Source organism: Micrococcus cohnii, assembly GCF_014205175.1.
Classification (GTDB): domain Bacteria; phylum Actinomycetota; class Actinomycetes; order Actinomycetales; family Micrococcaceae; genus Micrococcus; species Micrococcus cohnii.
In genome coordinates this window covers 335,181-355,676 of sequence record NZ_JACHNA010000001.1, presented here as the reverse complement: position 1 = coordinate 355,676, position 20,496 = coordinate 335,181, and the positions used below count along the sequence as shown (strand labels likewise).

The 20,496-nt window shown below is 70.5% G+C and carries 20 protein-coding genes and 1 tRNA gene; 4 read left to right on the top strand and 17 right to left on the bottom strand.

Features of this window, described 5'->3' with window-relative positions:
- Window positions 1-2 precede the first annotated feature (2 nt).
- The gene (locus tag HDA30_RS01670; RefSeq protein WP_184240919.1) at window positions 3-1,613 is read right to left on the bottom strand and encodes a carboxyl transferase domain-containing protein; all 1,611 of its coding nucleotides are present in this window, start codon (window positions 1,611-1,613) and stop codon (window positions 3-5) included.
- Window positions 1,614-1,726: 113 nt separating this feature from the next.
- On the opposite strand from HDA30_RS01670, the gene HDA30_RS01665 reads away from it, so the two are divergent.
- Window positions 1,727-2,377 carry a TetR/AcrR family transcriptional regulator gene (locus HDA30_RS01665; protein ID WP_184240918.1) on the top strand — a complete coding sequence of 217 codons (651 nt, stop codon included), beginning with the start codon at window positions 1,727-1,729 and terminating at the stop codon, window positions 2,375-2,377.
- A gap of 161 nt (window positions 2,378-2,538) precedes the next feature.
- Window positions 2,539-3,006 (top strand): GNAT family N-acetyltransferase, encoded by a 468-nt coding sequence (locus HDA30_RS01660; protein ID WP_184240917.1) that lies wholly within the window; start codon window positions 2,539-2,541, stop codon window positions 3,004-3,006.
- Window positions 3,007-3,140: 134 nt separating this feature from the next.
- Here HDA30_RS01660 and HDA30_RS01655 read toward each other — a convergent pair whose 3' ends face one another.
- The 9 genes from HDA30_RS01655 to rpsB form a co-directional block, all read right to left on the bottom strand.
- Window positions 3,141-4,514: a dihydrolipoamide acetyltransferase family protein gene (locus HDA30_RS01655; RefSeq protein ID WP_184240916.1), complete on the bottom strand. Its 1,374-nt coding sequence runs from the start codon at window positions 4,512-4,514 to the stop codon at window positions 3,141-3,143.
- Window positions 4,514-5,581, bottom strand: coding sequence for an alpha-ketoacid dehydrogenase subunit beta (locus tag HDA30_RS01650; RefSeq protein WP_184240915.1), 1,068 nt, complete (start codon window positions 5,579-5,581; stop codon window positions 4,514-4,516). The genes HDA30_RS01655 and HDA30_RS01650 overlap by 1 nt, the downstream gene beginning before the upstream one ends.
- Window positions 5,578-6,759 carry a pyruvate dehydrogenase (acetyl-transferring) E1 component subunit alpha gene (pdhA, locus tag HDA30_RS01645; protein WP_184240914.1) on the bottom strand — a complete coding sequence of 394 codons (1,182 nt, stop codon included), beginning with the start codon at window positions 6,757-6,759 and terminating at the stop codon, window positions 5,578-5,580. Before pdhA ends, HDA30_RS01650 begins: the two co-directional genes overlap by 4 nt.
- A 183-nt stretch (window positions 6,760-6,942) precedes the next feature.
- The gene (locus tag HDA30_RS01640) at window positions 6,943-7,539 is read right to left on the bottom strand and encodes a DivIVA domain-containing protein (protein WP_158495547.1); all 597 of its coding nucleotides are present in this window, start codon (window positions 7,537-7,539) and stop codon (window positions 6,943-6,945) included.
- Between the two features lie 63 nt (window positions 7,540-7,602).
- A complete protein-coding gene (locus HDA30_RS01635; RefSeq protein WP_158495546.1) occupies window positions 7,603-8,433 on the bottom strand; it encodes a phosphatidate cytidylyltransferase in 831 nt (276 codons plus the stop codon).
- A gap of 26 nt (window positions 8,434-8,459) precedes the next feature.
- Entirely contained in the window at window positions 8,460-9,017 is a 558-nt protein-coding gene (frr, locus tag HDA30_RS01630) for a ribosome recycling factor (RefSeq protein ID WP_158495545.1), read from the bottom strand.
- Window positions 9,018-9,107: 90 nt separating this feature from the next.
- Complete coding sequence (gene pyrH, locus HDA30_RS01625) at window positions 9,108-9,863, bottom strand: UMP kinase (protein WP_158495544.1); 756 nt, start codon at window positions 9,861-9,863, stop codon at window positions 9,108-9,110.
- 206 nt (window positions 9,864-10,069) lie between these two features.
- Entirely contained in the window at window positions 10,070-10,906 is an 837-nt protein-coding gene (gene tsf, locus HDA30_RS01620) for a translation elongation factor Ts (RefSeq protein WP_184240913.1), read from the bottom strand.
- 106 nt (window positions 10,907-11,012) lie between these two features.
- Window positions 11,013-11,903 carry a 30S ribosomal protein S2 gene (gene rpsB, locus HDA30_RS01615; protein WP_158495542.1) on the bottom strand — a complete coding sequence of 297 codons (891 nt, stop codon included), beginning with the start codon at window positions 11,901-11,903 and terminating at the stop codon, window positions 11,013-11,015.
- On the opposite strand from rpsB, the gene HDA30_RS10725 reads away from it, so the two are divergent.
- Window positions 11,791-13,035, top strand: coding sequence for a M23 family metallopeptidase (locus tag HDA30_RS10725; protein ID WP_343059262.1), 1,245 nt, complete (start codon window positions 11,791-11,793; stop codon window positions 13,033-13,035). The two genes, rpsB and HDA30_RS10725, sit on opposite strands and share 113 nt — an antisense overlap.
- Here the strand turns inward: HDA30_RS10725 and HDA30_RS01605 are convergent.
- Window positions 12,920-14,095, bottom strand: coding sequence for a glycosyltransferase (locus HDA30_RS01605; RefSeq protein ID WP_184240911.1), 1,176 nt, complete (start codon window positions 14,093-14,095; stop codon window positions 12,920-12,922). The genes HDA30_RS10725 and HDA30_RS01605 overlap by 116 nt on opposite strands.
- 329 nt (window positions 14,096-14,424) lie before the next feature.
- Between HDA30_RS01605 and HDA30_RS01600 the strand changes: the two genes are divergently transcribed.
- Complete coding sequence (locus HDA30_RS01600; RefSeq protein ID WP_184240910.1) at window positions 14,425-15,408, top strand: C40 family peptidase; 984 nt, start codon at window positions 14,425-14,427, stop codon at window positions 15,406-15,408.
- Window positions 15,409-15,505: 97 nt separating this feature from the next.
- Here HDA30_RS01600 and HDA30_RS01595 read toward each other — a convergent pair whose 3' ends face one another.
- From HDA30_RS01595 to HDA30_RS01570, 6 genes are all read right to left on the bottom strand, one after another.
- Window positions 15,506-15,958 (bottom strand): GNAT family N-acetyltransferase, encoded by a 453-nt coding sequence (locus HDA30_RS01595; RefSeq protein ID WP_184240909.1) that lies wholly within the window; start codon window positions 15,956-15,958, stop codon window positions 15,506-15,508.
- Window positions 15,959-16,081: 123 nt separating this feature from the next.
- Window positions 16,082-16,155, bottom strand: a tRNA-Ile gene (locus HDA30_RS01590).
- A gap of 61 nt (window positions 16,156-16,216) precedes the next feature.
- The gene (locus HDA30_RS01585; RefSeq protein ID WP_184240908.1) at window positions 16,217-17,440 is read right to left on the bottom strand and encodes a glycosyltransferase; all 1,224 of its coding nucleotides are present in this window, start codon (window positions 17,438-17,440) and stop codon (window positions 16,217-16,219) included.
- Window positions 17,437-18,369 carry a DMT family transporter gene (locus HDA30_RS01580; RefSeq protein ID WP_158495536.1) on the bottom strand — a complete coding sequence of 311 codons (933 nt, stop codon included), beginning with the start codon at window positions 18,367-18,369 and terminating at the stop codon, window positions 17,437-17,439. The genes HDA30_RS01585 and HDA30_RS01580 overlap by 4 nt, the downstream gene beginning before the upstream one ends.
- 107 nt (window positions 18,370-18,476) lie before the next feature.
- Window positions 18,477-19,400 (bottom strand): phage holin family protein, encoded by a 924-nt coding sequence (locus tag HDA30_RS01575; RefSeq protein ID WP_158495535.1) that lies wholly within the window; start codon window positions 19,398-19,400, stop codon window positions 18,477-18,479.
- Between the two features lie 207 nt (window positions 19,401-19,607).
- On the bottom strand, window positions 19,608-20,441 hold the full coding sequence (locus tag HDA30_RS01570; protein WP_184240907.1) for an aldo/keto reductase: 834 nt from the start codon (window positions 20,439-20,441) through the stop codon (window positions 19,608-19,610).
- Between the last annotated feature and the right edge of the window lie 55 nt (window positions 20,442-20,496).

The following is a 20,496-nucleotide window of genomic DNA, read 5'->3' as shown; positions in this document are numbered from 1 at the left end:
GATCACATCCTGAACAGGCCGAACTGCGTGTCCGGCAGCGGCGAGCGGGAGACGACGTCGAGGGCCATCGCGAGCACGCGGCGGGTCTGCCCCGGCGTGATGATGCCGTCGTCCCAGAGGCGGGCGGTGGAGTAGAGCGGGTTGCCTTGGTCTTCGTACTGCTGCCGGATCGGCGCGGAGAATTGGTCGATCTCGGACTCGGTCATCGGCTCCTCACCGGCCTTGACACGGGCGTCCTGTTTGATCTGGCTGAGCACGGAGGCCGCCTGCGTCCCGCCCATGACCGAGATGCGGGCGTTGGGCCACATCCAGAGGAACCGGGGCGAATAGGCGCGGCCGCACATGGCGTAGTTGCCCGCGCCGAAGGAGCCGCCGATCACGACCGTCAGCTTCGGCACGCGACACGTGGCCACGGCGGTGACCATCTTGGCGCCGTCGCGCGCGATGCCCCCGGATTCGGCGTCGCGGCCGACCATGAAACCGGAGATGTTCTGCAGGAACAGCAGCGGCACCCGCCGCTGGTCGCAGAGCTCGATGAAGTGGGCCCCCTTGCGGGCGGACTCGCCGAAGAGGATCCCGTTGTTCGCCACGATGCCCACCGGGTGCCCGTCGATCCGAGCGAAGCCGGTGACGAGCGTGGTCCCATAGAGCGGTTTGAACTCATGGAACTCGGACGCGTCGACGAGGCGTGCGATGACCTCCCGCACGTCGTAGGGGCTGTTCACGTCGACGGGCACGGCGCCGGTGAGCTCGCCCGGGTCGACGGCGGGCTCGGCCGCCTCGACCACCTCCCACGCCGGCTCGTTCGGCCGCGGCAGGGTCGCGACGATGTCGCGCAGCAGCTGCATCGCGTGGGTGTCGTCGTCGGCGAGATGGTCGGCGACGCCCGAGCGTTCGGCGTGCAGTCGGCCGCCGCCGAGCTCCTCGGCGGTGACGTCCTCGCCGATGGCGGCCTTCACCAGCGGCGGGCCGCCCAGGAAGATCGTGCCCTGCTCGCGGACGATCACGGTCTCATCGCACATCGCCGGGACGTAGGCGCCGCCCGCGGTCGAGGAGCCGCACACCGCGGCGACCTGAGGGATCTTCCGCGACGACAGCAGCGCCTGATTGCGGAAGATCCGACCGAAGTGCTCGCGGTCCGGGAACACGTCGTCCTGCCGCGGCAGGAACGCGCCACCGGAGTCCACCAGGTAGAGGCACGGCAACGCGTTCTCGAGCGCGATCTCCTGAGCGCGCAGATGCTTCTTCACGGTCATCGGGTAGTACGTACCGCCCTTCACGGTGGCGTCATTGGCGACGACCATGACCTGGCGACCGTGGACGAGCCCGATGCCCGCGATGACGCCGGCCGCCGGGCTGTCCCCGTCATAGAGGCCGTGCGCCGCGAGAGCCCCGATCTCGAGGAACGGCGACCCCTCGTCGAGCAGCAGGTCGACCCGCTCACGCGGCAGCAGCTTGCCTCGGGCGACGTGTCGCTGCCGTGACTTCTCGGGACCGCCGAGCGCCGTGCGGGCCACGAGCGCGTCCAGCCGCTGCTCGAGCTCGGCGTGCCCGGCGGCGTTCGCGGCGAACTCGTCGGAGCCCGCGACCACCCGGGTGGACAAGACGGTCATTCCCGACCTCCACATCAGTGAATAACGACTAACTGGAATACTGCGGCGAGTGTAGCCCCGGTCACTGCATGTCGTCCAGATCACACCCAGCGTGGCATCGCTAGAGTGTCCGCATGACCGCCGCCCGCGACTGCCTCTCGCCGCCGCCCTCCGCGCGCCGCTCCTGCGCCACCCCGCGAGAGAACGCGAAGGCCCAGCGCCGACAGGACCTTCTCGACGCCGCGACACGCCTGTTCGCCGACCGGGGCTTCGACGCGGTCCGCCTGGAGGACATCGGCGCCGCCTCGGGGATCTCCGGCCCGGGCGTCTACCGCCACTTCGCCGGAAAGCAGGCCGTTCTCGCGCAGATCCTCCAGGACGCCTCGACCGGCCTGCTCGACGGCGGCACCCGCGCCGTCGAGGGGCTGCGGCCCGGTCGCGAGGCCCTGCAGGCCCTCGTCGAGTTTCACGCCGAGTTCTCCCTGCGCCGACGCGACGTCATCCGCGTGCAGGACCGAGATGTGCACGCCCTGGAGCCGGAGACTCGGCGCGCAATCGTGCGCGTGCAGCGCGCCTACATCGACCTGTGGGCCCGGCACGTGAGCGCCCTCCATCCCGACGAGGACGAGGCGACGGCCGTCTTTCGCGTCCAGGCGGTGTTCGGGCTGCTGAACTCGACCCCCCGCTCGGTGCGCCGCTCCGCCGCGGACGTCCGACGCCGCCGCCCGGCGCTGACGGCGATGGCCTGGGCGGCCCTGGGCTCCGGCCCCGAGCGGACCGGCTGAGCCGGCGCCACCGGTTCGCAGCGCGTCGACCGCGCCCGAACCGAGCGCCGGACGCGGTGGTAGCGTGACCAACGATCATGCGGCCGCCGCGCCCGGTCCCCGCCGGGCGGCACGACGAGGTGCGCGCGGCCGTCCATCAGCCACGAAAGAGGTACGCCGCCGTGACGCTTCGCGAAGTCCGCCCTGAGGACCTGGACGCGTTCTTCGACCACCAGCAGGACGAGCGGGCCAACATCATGTCCGCGTTCGCCCCCCGCAATCCCGCCGACCGCGGCGTGTTCGACTACCACTGGAACCAGCTTCTCAGTGACGAGAACACGACGGTCCGCACGATCGACGCCGACGGCGAGGTCGCCGGCGCCCTGATCTGCGACGAGCACGACGGCGTGGCCGATCTGTCCTTCTGGACCGCCCAGGAGTACTGGGGCCGCGGCCTGACCACCGCCGCGGTCGACGAATTCCTCGCGGAGTACACCCGCCGGCCGGTGCGCGCCCACGTGCCCTCCGACAACGCCGGGTCGATCAAGGTGCTCACCCGCCGCGGCTTCGTGGTCGTGGGCGAGGAGAAGGTCTTCTCCAACGCCCGCGCCGAGGTCGTCACCGAACAGATCATGGAGCTGCGCGACTGACCGTCGCGGCGCGGCCGACACCGACCGCCGTGCTCGATCCGCCGACTCGCACACACACGCCGGGGCCGGCGTCCTCCTCGGGGAGGGCGCCGGCCCCGGCGCATCGGCGGGTCCGCCCGTCGACGGTCGCGGGCTCAGACCATGGTCAGGGTCAGGCCCGGCCGGCGCAGGATCGCGCCGACATCGGCGAGGAAGCGCGAGCCCTGTTCGCCGTCGACGAAGCGGTGGTCGAAGGACAGCGACAGAGTCATCACCTCGCGCAGCGCGATCTCACCGCGGTACTCCCAGGGCATCCGGCGGACCTGCCCGATCGCGAGGATCGCCCCCTCACCCGGGTTGATGATCGGAGTGCCGGCGTCGATGCCGAAGACACCGACATTCGTCAGGGTGAACGTCCCGCCGCTGAGCTCGGCCGGCGAGAGCCCGCCCTCCCGGGCGCGACCCGTCAGCTCCCGAATGGCGTCCGCCAGCTCGGTGAGCGACATCGCCTGCGCGTCCTTCACATTGGGCACCATCAGCCCGCGCGGGGTGGCCGCGGCGAAGCCGAGGTTCACGAAGTTCTGCTGGACGATGGCCCCCGCCTGCTCATCCCACCGGGCATTCACGTCCGGGGTCCGCTCCATGGCCACGAGGCAGGCCTTCGCGGCCAGGGTCATCGGAGTGAGCTTGACGTCGCGGTAGTCGCGGGAGGCCTTGAGCTCGGCGAGCAGCTCCATCGTCTCGGTCACGTCCACCTGGAGGAACTCCGTCACGTGCGGGGCCGTGAACGCTGAGGACACCATCGCCTGCGCGGTCGCCTTGCGCACGCCCTTGACCGGGACGGTTTCGGTGCGGGGCCGGCCGCCCAGCGTGCGCGTGGCCGTGGACTGCCCGGTCGAATCCGACCCGGCTGCCCTCGGGCCCTGCGCGGGCGTCGCCGTGCCGTCGGCGAGGACGGCCTCGACGTCGGCGCGCGTGATGACTCCGCCGGCGCCTGAGCCGCTGACCTGTTCCAGGTCCACACCGTTCTGTTTCGCGAACAGTCGCACCGGCGGGGTGCTGCGGGGCCGCTCGCCCGAACGCCCCGCCTCGTCGGCAGGTCTGAGGGCCTGCGCCGCGTCTGCGGCAGGCGGCTCGGTCTGCGCGGTGGCCGCGGCAGCGGATGTCGGTCCCGAGGTGCCCCGACGTGCGCGCCGGGCGGGACGCCCCTTGTCCGGGGCCGAACCGTAGCCGACGAGCGTCGGCACACGGCCACCGTCTTCCTCGTCCGATCCGTCGTCGTCCGTGCCGCCGAGGTCGAAGGTGATCACGGGGGCGCCCACGTCCACCGTCTCGCCCTCGGCCGCGTGCAGCGACCTGATCGTGCCGGCGTAGGGGCTCGAGAGCTCCACGACGGCCTTGGCCGTCTCGACGTCCGCGAGCACCTGGTTGACCTCGACGACGTCACCCTCAGCGACACGCCACGACGAGATCTCCGACTCAGTGAGGCCCTCGCCGAGATCCGGCAGGTTGAAGACCTTGGTCGACATCAGTTCCCCTTCCCCGCGGCCTGGGCGGCCAGGTGATCCTCGGCGGTCTGCGGCGCAGCGAACACGTCCACGCTCTCGAGCGAATGCGACCGTCCTGCGGCCCGGTCGATCCCGTCGAGGATCCGGTCCAGGTCTGGCAGGTGGTGCTCCTCGAGCTTCGCCGCGGGATACGGGATGTCCCAGCCGGTCACGCGGACCGGCGCGGCCTCCAGCCAGTGGAACGAGCGTTCGGTGACGCGTGCGACGAGCTCGGCGCCGACCCCGCCGGTGCGGCCCGCTTCGTGGGCGACAACGAGCCGGCCGGTGCGGCGAACCGAGGACTCGACCAGCCCCGAGTCCAGGGGCGCGATGCTGCGCAGGTCGACGACCTCGACCTCGAGCCCCTCCTCGGCGGCCACCTCGGCGGCCTGCAGTGCGGTCTTGACCAGCGGACCGTAGGCGACGAGCGTGACGTCGCGCCCGGGGCGCAGGACGGCGGCCGGAGCCATCGGACGGATCGGCGCCTCGAGATCCACCTCGCCCTTATCGTGGTACCGGCGCTTCGGCTCGAGGTACACGACCGGGTCGTCGGAGGCGATCGCCGCGCGCAGCAGGTCGTAGCCCTCCTGCGGGGACGAGGGACTCACCACGCGCAGGCCGGCCGTGTGCATGAAATAGGCCTCGGGCGACTCGGAGTGGTGCTCCGGCGAGCCGATGCCGCCGCCGAAGGGGATGCGGATCGTCACGGGAAGCCGGACGGCGCCCTGCGTCCGAGCGAACATCTTCGCCAGGTTCGCGACGATCTGATCGAAGGCCGGGTACACGAAGCCGTCGAACTGGATCTCGACGACGGGCCGGTAACCCCGGTACGCCAGGCCGATGGCGGTGCCGACGATGCCGGACTCCGCCAGCGGCGTGTCCATCACACGACGAGCGCCGAACTCCTCCTGCAGGCCGTCCGTGATGCGGAAGACGCCGCCCAGCACGCCGATGTCCTCGCCCATGAGCACGACCTTCTCGTCGTCGCTCATCGCCCGGTGCATGGCCCGATTGATGGCCTTGCCGAACGTCATGGTCTGCCCGCTCATGCCTGGCCTCCCTCGTCTGCGCTCTCGGCGCCGTCTGCGAACATGCGGTGATAGAGCGCGGCCTCGTGCCGCTGCCGGTCGATCTCCTGGTGCGGTTCGGCGTACACGTGCTCGAACAACACGTCCGGGCCGGGCTCCTCGAGCCGCTCGAGTGCGGCCCGCACGTCGCTCGCCAGCGCGTCGGCGGCCGACGTCGCCTCAGCTTCAAGGGCCGCCATGTCCGTGCCGCGGTCCCGCAGATACGCAGCCACGCGGTCGATCGGGTCGCGACGGCGCCACTGTTCGACCTCGTCCGCCTCCCGATACCGGGTCGGATCGTCCGCCGTGGTGTGCGGGCCCATGCGATACGTGACGGCCTCGATGAAGGTCGGGCCGCCGCCGGAGGCCGCACGTTCGACGGCGCTGCGGGTCGCCGCGAGCACCGCCAGCACGTCATTGCCGTCGACGCGCAACGACGGGACGCCGAAGCCCCACGGACGGTCGGCCAGGTGTCGCTTCGACTGCACCCGGACCGGTTCGGAAATGGCCCACTGGTTGTTCTGGCAGAAGAACACGACCGGAGCACTGTAGGAGGAGGCGAACACGAGAGCCTCGTTCACATCGCCCTGGCTCGTCGCACCGTCGCCGAAGTAGACGATCGTGGCCGCGTCCTCGCCGTCCATGGCCGCGCCCATCGCGTAGCCCGTTGCGTGCAGCGCCTGCGCGCCGATGATGATCTGCTGGGCGGCGACGTTGTGCTCGAACGGATCCCAACCGGTGAAGGTGGACCCGCGCCACAGCCGGATCAGGCCGAGCGCGTCGACGCCGCGCAGCAGCGCGACGCCGTTCTCGCGATAGGACGGGAAGACGAAGTCGTCGTCCCGCAGCGCCGCGGCCGACCCGACCTGAGCCGCCTCCTGGCCCAACAGCGGCGGCCAGAGTGCGAGCTGGCCCTGGCGCTGCAGATGAGTGGCCTCGGTGTCCAGGCGCCGGATGAGCACCATGTCCCGGTACAGCCGGGCCACCGCGTCATCGTCGATGTCCTCGATCCACGGGTCCAGCTCCGGCTCCGCACGCCGGATACCCTCGGCGTCCAGGACCTGCAGGAAGTCACGGTCCTGCCCCGACGACTCCGGGGTGCCGGGGCTGCCCGGCGTGGTGCTCTCCGCCTGTGGCGGAGTGAGTTCGACGTCCGTCATGTCCTCGTCTCTTCCTCGTGGCGGCCAGCCGCGCCTGCAGGGACGGCGCGAGCCGGACCGCTCTGGCACTGATCGGCGCAGGCGGGCAGACCGTCTACTGTGTGGCATGCATCACGGTCCGAATGTGACCTGAGTCTAACGATCCGGACCACACTTGACAATGGCACCCCACGGTGTCCGCGCTCACGCGCGGCGCACCAGCACATCGACCGTGGCGTCCAGGAAGGCGTCCACCTGAGCCTCCTCGTACCCCTCGTCGCCCTGTGCGGATGCGAAGGCCGCCCGGCGCACGTCATCGGCGCTCACGGTGCCCTCGGCGCCGGGCTCGGCGCCCAAGGTCCGCGTGATCTGTTCGCAGAGCTCGTCGACCTGTTCCACGTCGTACGACTCCGCGCCCTCGCGACTGGGTCGACGAAACCGCTCCCCCGGAGCGCGCTCGAGCCGACCGCGCAGCTGCTCGATGCTCTCGGCGAGCATGGCCTCCCACTCGTCGTCGCCCCGCTCCCCGGTGACCTGTTCCCGCTCCCGCGCGGCGAGCAGATCCTCGATGTCGTCCAGGGTGTCGTCCACCTGTTCGGTGTCGTAGCCACCGGCCACCGTGGCGAACCGGGCCTGGCGCACATCGGACACCGTCAACTCGCCCCGGCCCTGATCGGCGCGTCGGGCACGCTTCATGAACGCATCGACGTGGCTGGGCTCGTAGCCGATCTGGTCTGCGGCGGCGCGGCCGAACCGGACGTCCGCCAGCTCGGTGATCGACGGCGTCGTCTGCTCTGACATTCATCTACTCCTGACGTGACGGGAACACCGCGCGGGCGACGCGCGGCAGGGAGACGGGGCGGCCTACGCGACCGGAAGTGCGAGCACGGTGTAGGCGACGGGGGCAGCGAACACGAGCGAGTCCAACCGGTCCATGACGCCGCCGTGCCCGGGCAGCACCGAGGACATGTCCTTGACGCCGAGCTCACGCTTGACCATCGACTCGGCGAAGTCGCCGCTGGTGGCGGCGGCCACGGTGGTGACCCCCAGGATGACGCCAGCCCACCAGGGCAGGCCGGTCAACAGCGGGACGGCAAGGACGCCGACGAGGACCGAGCCGGCCAGGGACCCGGCCAGGCCCTCCCACGATTTCTTGGGACTGATGCGCGCCGCGATGGGAGTCTTGCCCAGGCGCGAGCCGACGAGATAGCCGAACGTGTCGTTCGAGACGACCATCAGCAGCAGACAGGCGACCAGGTAGTTGCCCCGCGGTTGATCGAGCAGGGCCACGCCGAAGGACAGCAGGAACGGCGCCCACATCACGGCGAACACACCGGCCAGGATCGTCTGCCCGGTCGGGCGGACGCGCCGCGCCTCCGTCCAGAGGCACAGGAACATCAGGCAGCCCAGCAGGGCGAAGAACAGCCCTTCCACGCCCGAGATCCACGCGGAGACGGGCAGCACGACGGCCGAGAACCACAGCGGCGGCAGCGGCACGTCGAGGCCCGTGGTGCGCACGGCCCTGCCGACCTCCGTGACGCCGACGACCAGCAACGCGGCGACCAACAGGACGACGAGCCAGTCGAAGACCAGCAGGCCCACCAGGGCCACGCCCAACAGGCCGACCCCCACGAGCACGGCGGCCTTGAGATCGCGACCGGCGCGTGGGGGCGCGGATTCCTTGGTCTGTGCCATCGACGTGGCGTCGGTGCGGAGCCTGCTCAGAGCTCGAGCAGCTCCGCCTCCTTGTTCTTCGCCATCTCGTCGACCATGTCCACGTGCTTCTTGGTCAGCGCGTCGAGGTCCTTCTCGCCACGTGCGCCCTCGTCCTCGCCGACGTCGCCGTCCTTGACCGCCTTGTCCATGGCCTCCTTGGCCTTGCGGCGGGCATTGCGCAGAGAGATCTTGTGCTCCTCCGCCTTGGACTTGACGAGCTTCACATACTCCTTGCGCCGCTCCTCGGTCAGCTCGGGCATGACCACGCGGATGACCTTGCCGTCGTTCGACGGGTTCGCGCCGACCTCCGACTCGGAGAGGGCCTTCTCGATGTTGCGCAGAGCGCTCACGTCGAACGGAGTGATCAGCAGCGTGCGCGCGTCGGTCGTGGTGAACGAAGCGAGCTGCTGCAGCGGGGTGTACGAGCCGTAGTAGTCCACCATGACCTTCGAGTACAGGCCGGGGTTGGCGCGGCCGGTGCGCACGGACGCGAAGTCCTCGCGGGTGGCCTCGATGGTGCGCTCCATCTGCTCTTCGGCGGACTTCAAGGTCTCCTGGATCACGTTCTCTCCTTGGGATTCGGTGTGCTCCAGCCCATCCTACGCGTCAGGGCAGGGCCGTTCTGTCACCGCAGCGACGCCGATGCGGGACGCTCAGGGGGTGACGGTGGTGCCGATGTCCTCGCCGCGCAGTGCGGCCGTGACATTGCCCGGCCCTTCCATGCCGAACACGCGCATCGTCAGCGCGTTGTCCTTGCACATGGTCATGGCGGTCAGGTCCATCACCCGGATCTCGCGGCGCAGGGCGTCGTCGTAGGTGAGGTGCTCGAGGCGCTCGGCCGAGGGGTCCCGCTTGGGGTCGGCCGTGTAGACGCCGTCGACGCCCGACTTCGCCATCAGCACCTCGTCGGCGCCGATCTCGAGAGCGCGCTGGGCGGCCACGGTGTCCGTGGAGAAGTACGGCAGTCCGGTCCCGGCCCCGAAGACGACGACCCGGCCCTTCTGCATGTGCCGGATCGCGCGCAGCGGAATGTACGGCTCGGCGACCTGCTCCATCGAGATGGCCGACTGCACGCGGGTGGAGACACCGGCCTGCTGCAGGAAGTCCTGCAGAGCCAGGCAGTTCATGACGGTGCCGAGCATGCCCATGTAGTCGGCCCGACGGCGATCCATGCCGTTCTCGGAGAGCTCGGCGCCGCGGAAGAAGTTGCCGCCGCCGACGACGATGGCGATCTCGACGTCCTTGGCCGCTGCCGCGATCTGCTCGGCGATGCCCCGCACCGTGTCCGGGTCCACACCGACCTTGCCGCCGCCGAAGACCTCGCCGGAGAGCTTGAGCAGGACGCGGCGACGTCCGGTGTCCGCGTCGTCGACCGTCGGGAAGCTCTGGGTGTGCGTGCTGACGTCCATGCGTGTGGCTCCTGTGTGGCTCGGGTGCGGTTCCGGCTCGTGCCGCGCGTGCGGCGCTGTCGGGCTCGGGCCTGATCTTACCGGCAGGCAGGCACGCGACGAACGTCGACCGGACCCGCCGAGTGAACACGCACAAGGGCGGCCACCGGGGCTCCGGTGACCGCCCTTGTGCGGTGGCGCGGCCGTCGTCGACGGGCGCGCGTGGATCAGTTGCCCACGCGGAAGCGCGCGAAGCCGGTGACCTGCGTGCCGGCCTCCTCGGCGACCTTGCCGACGGTGGTCTTCGGGTCCTTGGCAAAGGGCTGGTCGACCAGCACGATCTCCTTGAAGAAGCCGGTCAGGCGACCCTCGATGATCTTCGGCAGGGCCTGCTCGGGCTTGCCCTCGGAACGAGCGGTCTCGTCCGCGATGCGCCGCTCGTTCTCGACGGTCTCGGCCGGCACCTCTTCACGGGAGAGGTACTTCGGCGAGTACGCGGCGGTGTGCACGGCGATGTCGTGAGCGGCGACCTTGGCCTGGTCCGAATCCGAATCCACGGCCAGCAGGACGCCGACCTGGGCCGGCAGGTCCTTCGAGGTCTTGTGCAGGTAGGCGTCGACCTCGGCGCCCTCGACACGGGCGAGGCGGCGCACGGCCACCTTCTCGCCGAGCAGGGCGCCCTCCTCGGTGACGTACTCGCCGAGGGTGCGACCCTCGTGGTCCGAGGCGAGCAGGGTGTCCAGGTCCGCGGCACCGGAGGCCACGGCGGCCTTCAGCACGACGTCGCCCAGCGCGATGAACTTGTCGGCCTTGGCGACGAAGTCGGTTTCGCAGTTGAGCTCGATCATCACGCCGACGCCGTTCTCGACGGTCGCGGCCACGAGGCCCTCGGCGGCGGAGCGGCCCTCGCGCTTGGTGGCGCCCTTCAGGCCCTTCACGCGGATGATCTCCATGGCCTTGTCGGCGTCGCCGTTGGCCTCGTCCAGTGCCTTCTTGACGTCCATCATGCCGGCGCCGGTGCGCTCGCGCAGGGCCTTGATGTCAGCAGCGGTGTAGTTCGCCATGCTCGTTCGGTCCTTCCCGTAGGTCAGTGGTGGTGCAGGGGTGCGGGGTCTGCGTGCCGACCCCGGCGGCGCACCGTCGAAGGCGCGCCGCCGGGACCGGCCGGACTCACTCGGCCGTGGGGGCCTCGTCAGCGGCGGCCGGGGCGGCGGCGGTCTCGGCAGCCTGCTCGCCCTCGGACTTCTCGGCGGTCTCGGTGGAGGCCTGCTCGCCCTCGGCCTTGGCGGCCTGCTCGGCGTTGTGCTGCTCGAGCAGCTCGCGCTCCCACTCGGCCATCGGCTCGGCGGCCTGGTCGCCGCCCTTGCCGCCCTGGCGCTCCAGGAGGCCCTCGGCGACGGCGTCGGCGATGACGCGGGTGAGCAGCTTGACGGAGCGGATCGCGTCGTCGTTACCCGGGATCGGGTAGGAGACCTCGTCCGGGTCGCAGTTGGTGTCGAGGATGGCGACGACCGGGATGCCCAGCTTCTTCGCCTCGTCGACGGCCAGGTGCTCCTTCTTGGTGTCGACGATCCAGATGGCGGACGGGGTCTTCGCCATGTTGCGGATGCCACCGAGGTTCGCCTCGAGCTTCTCCAGCTCGCGGTTGAGCAGCAGCAGCTCCTTCTTGGTGTGGCCCGAGCCGGCCACATCCTCGAAGTCGATCTCCTCGAGCTCCTTCATGCGCTGCACGCGCTTGGAGACGGTCGCGAAGTTGGTGAGCATGCCGCCGAGCCAGCGGTGGTTCACGTAGGGCATGCCCACGCGGTTGGCCTGCTCGGCGATGGCCTCCTGGGCCTGCTTCTTGGTGCCCACGAAGAGGATGGTGCCACCGTGCTTGACGGTCTGCTTGACGTACTCGTACGCCTGATCGATGTAGGACAGCGACTGCTGCAGATCGATGATGTAGATGCCGTTGCGCTCGGTGAAGATGAAGCGCTTCATCTTGGGGTTCCAGCGACGGGTCTGGTGGCCGAAGTGGACACCGGAGTCGAGCAGCTGGCGCATGGTCACGACGGGCATGACGATTCCCTTCTGTGGCAGCCGTAGTCACCCCGCGCCTCACGCGCAGGCGGTCTGCCGATGGTTCTTTCACGGTTTGACGACCGCCCGGCGGACGGTCCCTGGCATCACGACGATCGGTGCTCGGACGCCGCCGCCCCGCCCTGCGGCGGAACCGTCGGCGACGCCTGCACGGAATGAGGACCCCGTGCACCGCGATGCGCGTAGTCAGCGCAAGTGCGCGCGCTCGTCTGCGCGGCTCTTGCCACTGCTGCGGCCATTCTACCCCAGGAGCCCGGAGGGCCGGTCATCGGCCCCCTCCTGCACAGCAGTGCGTTCCGACCGGACGATCCCGCACACGCCGCACGCGTCACGCCGTCCCCGGACGAGGCGGTCCCGGGTCGGCAACCGTGGTGGCATGCCTTCACCTGACCGCTCCATGTCTCGGACCCCTGGGCTCTGTCGTCGACCCCGCCGCGTCGGCGTCGCGAGACCGGCGGCGGCTGCACTGGCCGCCCTGCTCCTGCTGATCTGCCCGCTGCTGTCCGGCGCCGCCCCGGTCGCCCAGGACGGCGTCGCGTCGCCCGCGGCCACCGCGATCCTGCCGGCTCGCCCCGTCCCGACGGGCCTGCACTGGCACTCCCCCGTGCCACGCCCGGACCCGCCCGAAGTGCTACGCGCCTTCCAGGCTCCCCCGCAGCCGTGGCGTCCCGGGCATCGCGGGGTCGACCTCGCGGCGGACGAACCGACCGTGCTGGCACCGGCGGACGGAACCGTCCGGTTCGTCGGCAGTGTGGCGGGGCGTCCGGTGGTCAGCCTTGAGCACCCTGGCGGCGTGATCAGCGCCGTGGAGCCGGTGAGCGGCTCGGTGTCGGAGGGGCAAGCCGTCCGGGCAGGGCAGCCAATCGGCACGGTGGAGTTGGGTTCGCAGCACTGCGAGCGAACCTGCGTGCACCTGGGGGTGCGCCTGGTCGACGGCTGGCGGATCGGCACCACGGTGCGCGACCGCTACCTCGACCCGTCGCTGCTGATCGGAGTCACGGGGCCGTCGGTGTTGTGGCCGCTGGAGGGCACTGCTCCGGCACCGACCGGCGGGCCTGGAGCACGGCCTCGGCGGCGTCGAGCAGGCGATCAGCCGAGGCGTCCCAGGTGAACCTCTCGGCCTGGCGGGCTGCTGCCCGCGATGCCGCCGCGAAGGCATCGGGACGTTCCAAGCGTCGCACCGCGGCGGCGAGCACCGTGGCAGGCGCCTCGGCAACATCGACAGGCAGGTACGCGCCGTCATCTCCGCCGATCTCATGGAAGATCGGCAGGTCCGTCGCGACGACGGGGGTGCCGTGGGACATGGCCTCAGCCAGCGGCAGCCCGAAGCCCTCGGCCCGGGAGAGGGTCACCAGTGCCGTGGCCGACCGCAGCAGCTCGACGTACCTCTCGTCGCTGACACCGCCGTGGAACACGACCGTCCCGCCGCAGGCGCCCTCCCGCCGTCGTGCGGCGTCCAGGGCCTGCTCGAGCTCAGCGCGCCGCCCCGGGGTGATCGTCGAGAGCAGGTGCAGGGTGTAACCGGGCAACAGCGGGACAGCGGCGACGAGATCATCGACACCCTTGTACTCCATGAAGGAGCCCATGTAGACGAGTGACTTGTCCGGGGCCCGGTCCGGGTCGCGGGGCGCCTGGACCGCCTGTGGCGCATTGGACACCACGTCCACGGGACGCCGGGTCAGCCGATGCCGCCGGATGAGGGCGGCGGTCGTCTCGGACACGGTGGCCACCCGGTCCGCCCGGTTGAGCAGCAGGCGCTGCGGTCCGTATCCCAGGTGATACAGCCGCCACAGCAGGCGCACCGGCAGGGGAAGGTTCTGCGGTGGCGTGCGGTGCTGGTAGTAGATCAGGTCGTGCAGGGTCAGGATCAGCCCGTAGCAACGCCCGAAGGAGCCCATGGTCTGCATCGGGGAGAACACCACGTCCGGGGCCAGAGCGTTCACCCTCCGGGCCACGAGCGGCTCTGCGACGGAGGTTGGTGCACCGACCCGGTGCCACGAGACCCCCACGGGCAGCAGGGCCAGCTGACGCTCGTCGTGAATGAGCATCTCGACACGGAACCGAACCGCCCCCTCGCGGCGAGCCGCCCGGCGAACCACCGCGTCGATCAGACTGGAGCCGTAGCGCGAGATGCCGTCGTGGAAGTCAGTCCGGGTGTAGCGGGCGTCCATCAGCAGGAGTCGTTCCTCACACCGCGCCGGGGCAGACGGGGGTGTCGTCGAAGTGCACGTGGTCGAGTCGCCTGAGTTCACGCGCCTCACGCTACCCGGGCCGAGGGTCGGCCTCGCGGGGAACTTGTCCACACCCCGAGTGCCAAATTGCGTTTCGATAACGAAGGTGTATATTCGATAACAACGGGCACGGACGTGCTCGATCCGGGCCTTCCCCCGGCCGCAGTTTGCGGCTCCGGCCTCACCATCGCTGATCACTTCGCACCGGTATTTCGGCGCGGGCGCTGCTGTGCCCGCAATGGAGCCGGGCCCTGTATTGGGAGAACAACATGACTGAGACCTCGAAGCACAACCGCGCCCCCCGTTCCGCCGCCGCTGGCCTCGCCTTCGCCCTCGGCGCAGGCACCCTCGCCTCCGCTGGCGCCCTGACCACCGCCGAGCAGGCCCAGGCCGCTCCTGCCGCCGAGACCTACACCGTGCAGGCCGGCGACGGCTGGTGGCAGGCCTCGGTCGCCACCGGCATCCCGATGTACGCGCTGGCCGCCGGCAACGGCATGACCATCGACACCCCGCTCCACGCCGGCATGCAGCTGAAGGCCGCCGCCGGCGAGATCGCCGACCGCGAGCTCGCCGAGGGCACCGTCGGCGTCCGCCAGGGCGAGGGCTGGTACACCGTCGCCGCTCGCGCCGACATGTCGATGCAGCGCCTCGCCGAGCTGAACGACATGACGCTCTCGGACATGCTGCACCCGGGCATGGTCCTCAAGACCGAGGCCCCGGCTGAGGCCCCGGCCCCGGTCGAGACCGAGCCGGTCGTCGACGTCGAGCCGGCCCCGGTCGTCGAGGAGACCCCGGAGCCCGCCCCGGCCCCCGCTCCGACTCCGGCCCCGGTCGAGACCGCTCCGGCCCCGAAGCCGGCTCCCGAGCCGGTCCGCCAGTCCTCCGGCAAGCAGGCCGCCGTGAACACTGCGGTGTCCATCGCGAACAACCCGGGCTCGTTCTACCTGTGGGGCGGCAACGGCCCGGCCGGATTCGACTGCTCCGGCTTCACCAAGAACGCCCTGTCGGCCGCCGGCATCTCCGTGCCGCGCACCGCAAACTCGCAGTACGCCTCCTCCACCAAGGTCCCGATGTCCCAGGCACAGCCGGGCGACCTGCTGTTCTGGGCCAACGGCTCGGGCCGTGTGTACCACGTCGCCATCTACCTCGGCGGCGGCCAGATGGCCCACGCCCTGAACCCGTCGGACGGCATCCTGATCACCTCGACCGACTACATGCCGGCCAACATGCTGGGTGTGGCCGGCCGCTACTGAGCCGCCGCGCCCGCCGCGATCTGATCACGACGACGGCCCCGCTCCGCGCATCCGCGTGGGACGGGGCCGTCGTCGTGCGCCACTGCAACGGCGCCGCTCAGGGCAGGCGGACGAAGGCGCGCAGTCCCGCGCCGGGGAAGTCGCGGGTCTCGCGGAAGCCGAGCGACTCGTAGAACCGGCTCTGCCCGGGCTCGGCGTCCGTGAGCAGCACGTGCTGCCGCACCGAGGCGAAAGGCTCAAAGACGCGGCGCACCAGCTCCGTCGCCACCCCGCGACGCCGATGCTCCGGGCGGACGAGGACGTCCTGCAGGTAGGCAATCGTGTGACCGTCGGAGATGACGCGGGCCAGGCCGACCAGCGTCTCGTCGTCCCATGCAGTGACGACGTTCGCCGAACCGGCCACACCGGCGACGAGCGACTGCGGATCGTCCGTGTAAGCGGTCCATCCGACGGCGTCGTACAGGGAGCGCAGCTGTTCAGGGACGGGCGCACCGTCCACCCGGTAGTCGATCACGACCGCCTCACGGTCGCGCTGGTCAGACACAAGCATGCGTCGAGTATGCATCTGAGCCGCCGCATCCCGGGCATGGAGGCGATGACGTTTTCAGAACGATTCGCTCGGCTCCGGATCACGGCGCACGCGCGCCGCCCCTGCTCGGGTGCGGCGTCAGGGTAGGGCGTGCGGGACTTGAACCCGCGACCAAGGGATTATGAGTCCCCTGCTCTGACCGACTGAGCTAACGCCCCCAGTGCCGCGCGCCGAGACCCTACAGCGGCCGCGGGCACCGGCCCATCCTATCGTGACGGCTCAGCCGCCCAGCTCGGCCCGCACCTGCGCCGACGTCTCCCCCCGATAGAGCCGTTCGAACACGTCGACGGTCTTCTCGGCGGAGTGCTTGAGGGCCTTGGCATGGGAGGCCTCCCCCATCGCGCGGCGGTCCGCCTCGGACGCGCCGAGCACCCGGCCCAGCTTCTCGGCGAGGTCCTGCGCATCCCCCGGCACGAAGAGGAATCCGTTCTCGCCGTCCTCGACCAGGTGCGGCAGCGCCAGGGCGTCGGCCAGCACGACGGGCGTCGAGGCGCTCATCGCCTCGAGCGAGACGAGTGACTGCAGCTCCGCGGTGCCCGGTTGGCAGAACACGTCAGCCTTCAGATACGCCTGGCGCAGGGCCTCCTCGTCGATGTGGCCACGCATGTGCACGCGGTCGCCGACGCCGAGCTCGTCGATCAGCTCACGCAGCACGGTGCGCTGCTCGCCGTCGCCGACGATCTCGGCGTGCACGTCCAGCTCTGGCCGGTGCTCGGCCAGCCAGGCGATCGCACGGATGAGCACATCGATGTTCTTCTCGACGGCCAGGCGCCCCACGAACAGGACGGTCGGCGAGGCGTGCGGGTCGAGGGTCTCACCCTCGGCGGGCTCATAGCGGGAGGCGTCGATGCCGTTGGACACGGGCAGCACGGTGTCCAGCCCGGCGTGCTCGGCCATCGCGCGGGCCGCCAGGGCGGTCGGCGTCGTCACGACGGCTCCCTGGCCCATGAGCCGGCCCATGTCCTTCCACGAGTTCTTCGAGACGATGTCGAGGAACCACTGCGGGAACGGCAGGAACGGCTCGAGGTTCTCCGGCATGAAGTGGTTCGTCGACACGGTCAGCACGCGACGGCGCACCGCCGCGTTGATCGCGGCCTCACCGACCATGTAGTGGCACTGCACGTGCAGGGCGTCGGGCCGGACCTCGGACAGGATGCGGTGCATGGAGCGCTTGGCGTGCCAGGGCATGACGAGCCGGTAGTACTCGTGCGTCGGGGTCGGCAGGGACTGCAGACGGTGCACGGTGGCCTCGGGACGGTGCTCAAGCGTGTCCGGCCCGCCGTCCTGACGCGCGGCGACGACGTGGACCTCGTGTCCGCGCTCATGCAGCGAGGTAGCGAGGCGGAAGCAGAAGGTGGCCGCTCCGTTGACGTCCGGCGGATAGGTGTCAGCGGCGATCATCACCCGGAGCGGGCGCTCGGCGGCGGTCTGAACGGAAGTCATGTCTGGGACGCTCCTGAGGTCGAGGGTCGTGACGGGGCGGCATCCTGCTCGCGTCGGGCCAGGACGTCGGGGTGGTTGCGTGAGAGCACGACGATGCCGGCCACGGCCACGACGGCGGCCACGAGCATCGCGGCCACGGCGCCGACGGGCGGGTATGCCTGCAGCTCGCCGAGAACCGTGACGCCGACGAGCACGCCCACCATCGGGTCCACGACCGTGAGACCGGCGACGACGAGGTCCGGCGGGCCGTGCCGGTAGGCGGTCTGCACGAAGTACACACCGAGCAGCGCGGCCACGGACATCATGCCCGCGACCGTCCAGGGCACGCCGAGAAAGCCGCCCCGGTCACCGGCGAGCACGTGCACGGAGGCGAGACGAACACCGACCGCGACGAAGCCGTAGAGCACGCCGGCCACGAGCACCGGCAGCCATGCGTTCGGCCGACGATGCAACACGAGGGCCGCGACGAGCGCCAGGCCCGTCATGATGGCCGCCAGCACCACAGTGCGGTGCTCCTGCGCGGGGCTGGGGGTGGTGTTCGGATTGGTGAGGGTCAGGGCGACGAGGACGAAACCGATCGAGCCGGTCACACAGGCGGCGACGGCGGTCCACGTGGCCGGGTCGATGCGGATGCGCATCGACCGGGCATGCAGCACCGTCGTGACGGCGACGGCGAAGGCCCCCAGCGGCTGCACGACCGTGAGCGGGGCGTGCGCCAGCGCAGACACGTTCAGACCGATGCCGGCCAGCATCAGTGCGCCGCCGACGAGCCACGGGCCGGAGCCCAGCAGGGCGAGGAAGCCGAAGCGCCGTGTCGCCAGCGCCGTCTCCGCAGCTCGAACCCCCGCGGACTGCCGCTCGCTGCCGAGGGCCAGGCAGACGGCACCGCCGAGGGCACACAGGATCGGAAGCAGATACTGCGGCTGCATGCGTGCTCCTCCCCCGTCGAGATGCCCCGATTCTACAGAGAACGGCGCCCCGATCCGGGCGGATCGGGGCGCCGTTCAACGTGGGCGTCAGCAGATGACGCCGACGGTCACTTGCGCTTGGTCAGGCGGGTGGCCAGCACACCGAAGGCGGTGCCGGAGGCACCGAGCAGCGCGAGCGGCTGCCAGCGGTCCTTCACGTAGTCCTCCGCGACGCCGGCCTTCTCGCCGGCGCGGGCGGCGCCGGTGTACGGGGCGGTCACGCCGGTAGTGCCCTTGGTGTCGGCGGTGGCACCGCGGCCCTTGCGCTGCGCGGAGAACGCAGCGATCTGTCCCTTGACCGAGGCGCGCTCCTCGAGGCCCGAGCGAATGTCGCCCAGGTGACGGCGGCGCAGGTCGGCACGGCGGCGCACCTCGTCGGTCGAGGCCTGGTCCTTCGACGGGTGCGGCAGCGCCTCGCCGTTCTTCTTGGCCTTCTTGTTCTCCTTGGCCTCGATCTTCTTGCGCTCGGCGGCACGCTGCTTCTCGAGGCGGGCCTTCTCGGCGCGCTCGGCCTTGACCCGGTCGTACTCGGCCGGGTCGAAGTTGTTGCCCTCCTTGAGGTAGCCCAGGTCGTACTCCAGGTTGCGCACCGTCTCGGCCGGGACGATCGGCATGGCGCCCTTGATCATCATGGCGCCGATGCCGGCGAGGATCAGGCCGAGCACGAGGAAGCCGGCGGCCACGAGCAGGGCCGGCAGCCAGAACTGGGAGGGGGCGAACGCGCCGATCACGGCGACGACCAGCGAGACCAGCATGCCGGCGAGCATCACCAGGCCCACGATGATCAGACCGGCCGCGACGCCGATCTTCACGCCCTTGGACTTCGCCTGCGACAGGGCGAGCGAGAGCTCATCCTTGATCTGCAGAGGCAGCAGGCGGATCAGAGCGGCGAGCAGGTCGCCCATCGAGCTGGAGCGGGTCTGGTCGGAGACGTGGAGACCGCGCGGGGCCCCCGCGGTCTGCGTCGAGGCCGTTGGAGTGTGAGAACCCATCGGTGTGTGCCTTCCGGTGTCGGCGGTCAGGTGTCGCGGCCCGTGTGTCGCGCACTGCCGGCTCGGCCGACGGCGGACCCACGTGGGCGCTCTTGGCCCCAAGCTACCACCGCCGTTGTCGCCACCGGGATGGCTCGGCGTCGGTCAACACCCGCCGCCGGACCGTGGAATTTGCACGATCCGGCGGCGCCGGCGCCGCAGCAGGGCTCAGAAATCACACTCAGCCGGGTCGGGACCGATGCGCCCGTCGGCCCGGTCCAGGCCGTCGATCCGGGCGATCTCCTCGCTGCTGAGGCGCACGCCGGCGGCCTCCAGGTTCGCGACGATGCGCTCGGCGGTCACGGACTTCGGGATCACGACGTTGCCGATGGCCAGGTGCCAGGCGAGCACGACCTGCGCCGGTGTGGCGCCGCGGTCCGCGGCGATCTGCGTGATGACCGGATCCTGCAGCAGGTTCCCGCCCTGGCCCAGCGGTGACCAGGCCTCGGTGAGGATGCCGTGCTTCTCGCCGAACTCGCGCAGCGGACGCTGCTGGAAGTAGGGGTGCAGCTCGATCTGGTGGATCACCGGGGTGACGCCGGTGGCCTCGATGATCTCCTCCAGCTGGGCCTGCGGGAAGTTGGAGACGCCGATCGAGCGGACCTTGCCCTGCTTCTGCAGCTCGATGAGCGCCTTCCACGTCTCGACATACTTCTGCTGGGCGGGCTTCGCCCAGTGGATGAGGTACAGGTCGACGTACTCGGTGCCGAGCTTCTCGAGCGAGGCCTCGAGTGCGGCGAAGGTCTCGTCGTAGCCCTGGTCCGAGTTCCACACCTTGGTGGTGAGGAACAGGTCCTCGCGGGCGAGGCCGGATTCCTTGATCCCCCGACCCACTCCGGCCTCATTGCCGTAGATCGCGGCGGTGTCGATATGGCGGTAACCGGCCTCGATCGCCTGGCGGACGACGTCGGCGGCGGTCTCGTCTTCCACCTTCCAGACGCCGAAGCCGAGCTGCGGAATCGTGTTTTCATCAGTGAACGGCAGGTTCTTCACGTCAATCATGGTGATGCTCCTTCCGGAAGCGTTCGGATGTCGTCGTACCGCCCGGGCGCCTCCG